Here is a 4,718-nt window from a genome sequence, read left to right on the forward strand (position 1 = left end):
ACCTGCAACAATTATGATAGGTGTAATGTTTCCTGCAAACATAGCTAACACATGTTGTATACCTAAAGGTATTGATTCTCCCAAAGGTGGCATTCCATCTAGTTCTGTAACCTTTGCATTTCTTTTCATATAAATTCCCCCTCATCCTTTTGTGTGTGTTAATTTACTACGTGATTTTATTTTATTATATTACCACAAAATTGCGAATATTCCCACTCATTTTTTCGATATTTACAAACTTTTTTTTATTTTACACATTTTTTTTAATAATTATCATATTATCAACAATTTCCTACAACATAAGCTTATATTTAGAAAGAAAAGGAACTATTTTAATCTAGAAATTTCTTTCTATTCCAAAATAGCCCCTTAGATATTGATGATACACATATTATACTTTACGCCAAGTCACAGTTACCCTTGTAGGATGCAAAGCAACCCACTTTCTAGTATTTGTACTAATAAAAAATCAAAGCTAAAAGAACTACTGCTTTGAAGTTGCACCAGTTAAATCCGCTACATTTTCTTTTGTAAAGAATCCATCAAATCCATTGTATCTGTATATGTATTCATTTACTAAAAATGTATTTTTTGATGGATAGCTAAATGTTTGTTTTAAACCTTCCTCTGGGGATCCTATTAAGTCTATTAAAAAGGCCATTTTCTTTTCCTTTAGCATTTCAAAAGTATATTCAATATGTTCCGTATGGAAAGCAAGATGATGCACTCTTGAACCGTAATTATAAACAAATTTTTCAGTAGGGCCTGATTCTTCACCAGACACATAAGGCTTAATTCCAGAGGTGAATACCATGGCAAAATGTCCATCTACAACTCTTGCAACCGATGTAATAGAATTCATAGATTTCACATATATTGCAAAATCAAAATTATAATTAGTTAATTCCATAAGCTCAAGTATTGCTGCATCCCTATCCTTTGCCAATATTCTTGTTGCTGCATGGTCAAGAACCTTTATATTATTAACATAGCTATCAGAAGGTTTTTTAATATCTAAGTTCAAAGAAGTAAAACTTTTATCTAAGTAATTTCCTTCCTCGTTTTTCCATTCTATTAACCCATAGGAAAATCCGGTGAAACTAGAAGGGATAGTTTGAATATAGTAATAATTATCTGTTTCAATTATACAATCAGTTAAGAAATTAACTCCTCTAGATTTTTGAATTTCATAATATTTCTTAATATTACTACATTTAAATACAAAAGCTTCTAGCCTTGTGTTTGGTAAATGCTTTGTGCTTGGATGAATATTAAAGTCTAAATAAGGATTTTCGCCCTTTTTTCTAGCTTTTATTAAAAAGTCTGCAGAGCTTATAGATGTATTCTTTAATACGAATATTTTTTCATGCTGATTTTCCATTGCAGCATATAAATCATGGCCAGTATACCTTAAAAAGTCATTTAAGGCATCTTCTTGTGTATCAAGTTCTGTATTTATAAGAACATACTGGAGATCACCTACAATACCATGAAGCCCAAGTTTTACACGAATATCTTTAGTTTTTTCTGCTTCAATTTTTAATAATTCATCATCATTTAAAAAGTTTTGGTTTGTTAAAAGCTTTTCTTTATAAGCTAAATGCATATCCCAAAAGTTTGGTATAATCATATCTTTCATGTTGATTCCCCCTAAGTTAATACATTTTTCTCCCTCAAAAGAACATTGTCTAAACAGTTTTGTTTCAACTCAATATAATATATAAGATAGTTCGCAATATTACCATTATTCTACAACTAAGCTTAATATCCTTTAAGCTGTATGGCAGTTTTTATGATAAAATCTCTAAAGCACATAAAATGTACAAATTTATATAGGGGTATGGCAACGATTTACACGAATCGCAGCCATACCCCTAGATGGGTCTTTTGATTAAATACTAGCAGGAAGAAGTTACTCCTCCTCTAATAACAAAGCCTCGTTCGAACCAGCTGTTTGCATAGTCAACAACAGTATTACGTACTTGTTCTTCCAAATTAGAATTATATACAACTGTAATTCCCTGTGATTCTATAACAGTATCATTTTGATTCTTTAACTCATCCAGAGTTAATTGTAGTCTTGGGCCTCCTCAGCCAGATCCTCCAAATGAAATTCTAAGCATAATAGTTTCAGGGTTATTCTGTTGTAAAATATTCTCTTTAAGTTTCTCTGCTGCTATCTCAGATATTTTTATCATTTTATTTTTACCTCCCATTGCATATTAGTCATTTACAAGTTCCTATTTTATCATATTTATCTCATTTAGTGTTTTATACCCCTACTAGGTATATGTTATTTATATTTTAATCTTTCTTACTATTAATGTCAATACTAAATTTACTTGCTAATTCAATAATTAGCCTTGGGACAGTTAGAGTATTGCCGTTAATATGGCGCCACAACAAATATTTTTTTATTTTGAAACTAAATGCTCTATTTTTAAGTCTAATACACGAAAATGAATAGTTATACTATCTTATATGGCTAGAACAGCAATATAAGCACCAATAGCTACTTCTCCAGCCACTGATGCTTACTCTAAATTTAATCATCTAAATATTTATATCCAGTCCTTCACCGTACATCTATGCTTAGCAATGTTTCATAATAACTTAATGTATTTTCAAGTCTACGTACACTCTTTTCAAGTCCTCCTATTCTATTCCTCTCTAACCATATTTCCTTATAATCTTTAATCAACACTCTCATCTGATCAATAGTACTAATAATTATATCTTCATATTCTTTTTTTTCAGATTTTCCTTTTATATGTTTTTTTACAATTCCTATATCTGAACTGATTTTTATTAATTGGGCTGCACTTTTAAATTCTTTATACAAAAGCTCTGAATCATTACACTTAATATCAGAAAACTTAACATCTTTTATTAATTCATTAACATATTTTTTTATTTCATATAAAATTTCGATATCTATCTTATCAACCCATTTATAATCATCATTATCTGAAAATAGAATTGAGAATATATTTGTTTTATTAGATAAATACTCTGTTTCTATATTGTAATAGTTTCCTAGAGCCATAATAAATTTACCACTTATATTATTATTATCAAGTAAAATAAATTTATCAATATATGAAGCTATGTCAACGTCTTTATTTTTCTCTACATCCCAACTCAATGCAGCGCCATATATGAAACCTGGATAACTGAAAGGAAGATATTGCCAATGGCCATTATCCCCCCAATCAGTTATTAGAAATCCTTCAGCATTATATAATTTTCCATTCGTCGCTGCATTTAACAAGCTTTCTTTCATGTTATCTGTTCGACCCGAAATAGAGTTCCAACTACTTGTACCTGGACATACATAAAAAGGAACGTTATTATCAGAATAACTTTTACAATTTTTTGCAAATGGATGATATTTTTCATATCCCCATTCTAATGCAATTATATCTTTTGGTAGCTGAGGAATTATTTCAGGGTACTGAGTTATAATATCTCCCCAAAGCATCATTTTTTTATTATATTTTTTTGTTAAGCCATAGATCTTCATTATATAATTAAAATATATATTTCCAATCCCAATTTTCTCTCCCAATTCTTTACTTTTTCCTTTACCGAGTTCAAAGGGTTCATCACACCCCACATTAAAAAGGTCTGACGTATAATAAGGTAATAGGTCGCTATATATTTTGTCTACTAATTGAATAGACATTGGGTCTTGTGGATCAAGGGTGCCCGCTTTAGTATGATTCCCATATAAATTCAAATAACCTTTTGGCAATTCAGCCAAGTGGTTAAAATCATTTTTATCGAGCCAACTTTCCATATGTCCAAAGCTGTTTTGATTAGGTACTAATTCAATGAATCTATCTTTGCAATACTTATTAACTTCTAAAATTTCTTCGCCTGTTATTGGATTTTCATGTTTCCATAAATCAGGCATTGATTGATAGGCAAAAGCGAAACCTTCAATATATAATTGTATCTGATTTATTTTAAGATCACTTAAAATATCAATTAAATTAAGTAATGTTTGCATCTTAGGAATTTTGTTTCTGCTTATATCAAGTAATACACCTCTTACTTTGAAATCAGGTTTATCATTTATTATCATGCATGGTATATAGCGTTTATATTGATTTATAATTTGCTTTAAAGTTATAGTACCATAATAGGCTCCTGACATAGATCCATAATAGATAAAAATACCATCTTCCTTTATTTCAAGTATGTACTCTTCATTTAAAAGTTTATAATTTTTTATTATTGTTATTCCATTCGATAAATCATTATTTTTTCCTGTTAAAATATTAAGTCGAATAGAAGTGTAATTATAAATTGCTTTTTTTAGTTGCTTACTTGTTGTATATAGCTGTTCCTTATCCTCTTCCTCAATATGTATAAAAGCTCCATATGATAAAGTAAAAGCACCAGCATTATGTACAATTTGTTTAGGCCTTGGAACAATTAGAAGATCTTTAGTAATCATTTTGTTTCGCCTCCTTTTTTATCTTTTATATTTATATTAGTTTAACATATTATAGTTAAAAAGACATCTAAGATGTCTCCAAAACTCAATAACATTTAAACTGTCTTGGTAGTTAAAGTAGGTATTAAATTACCTCAACTTTGTTCATGTTAAAAATAGTAACTACTATAAAAATAATGCTACACAAAATTGAAAATCCTATAGTATATAAATAGCTGTCTAGCGTAAATGAATTTGCTCCCTCCACTAATTTGTA

At 29.2% G+C, this 4,718-nt stretch carries 3 protein-coding genes; all 3 read right to left on the minus strand.

Annotated features, from left to right (window positions below; all coding sequences use genetic code 11):
* Positions 1 to 484: 484 nt before the first annotated feature.
* Positions 485 to 1,639, minus strand: coding sequence for a hypothetical protein (locus JJE11_RS14805; RefSeq protein ID WP_291636966.1), 1,155 nt, complete (start codon positions 1,637 to 1,639; stop codon positions 485 to 487).
* A 259-nt stretch (positions 1,640 to 1,898) separates the two neighbouring features.
* Positions 1,899 to 2,198 (minus strand): iron-sulfur cluster biosynthesis family protein, encoded by a 300-nt coding sequence (locus tag JJE11_RS17795; protein ID WP_366927946.1) that lies wholly within the window; start codon positions 2,196 to 2,198, stop codon positions 1,899 to 1,901.
* Positions 2,199 to 2,575: 377 nt separating this feature from the next.
* Entirely contained in the window at positions 2,576 to 4,462 is a 1,887-nt protein-coding gene (locus JJE11_RS14810) for a family 20 glycosylhydrolase (protein WP_291636968.1), read from the minus strand.
* Between the last annotated feature and the right edge of the window lie 256 nt (positions 4,463 to 4,718).

The organism is Clostridium sp. (assembly GCF_016650095.1).
Taxonomy (GTDB): domain Bacteria; phylum Bacillota; class Clostridia; order Clostridiales; family Clostridiaceae; genus Clostridium_AD.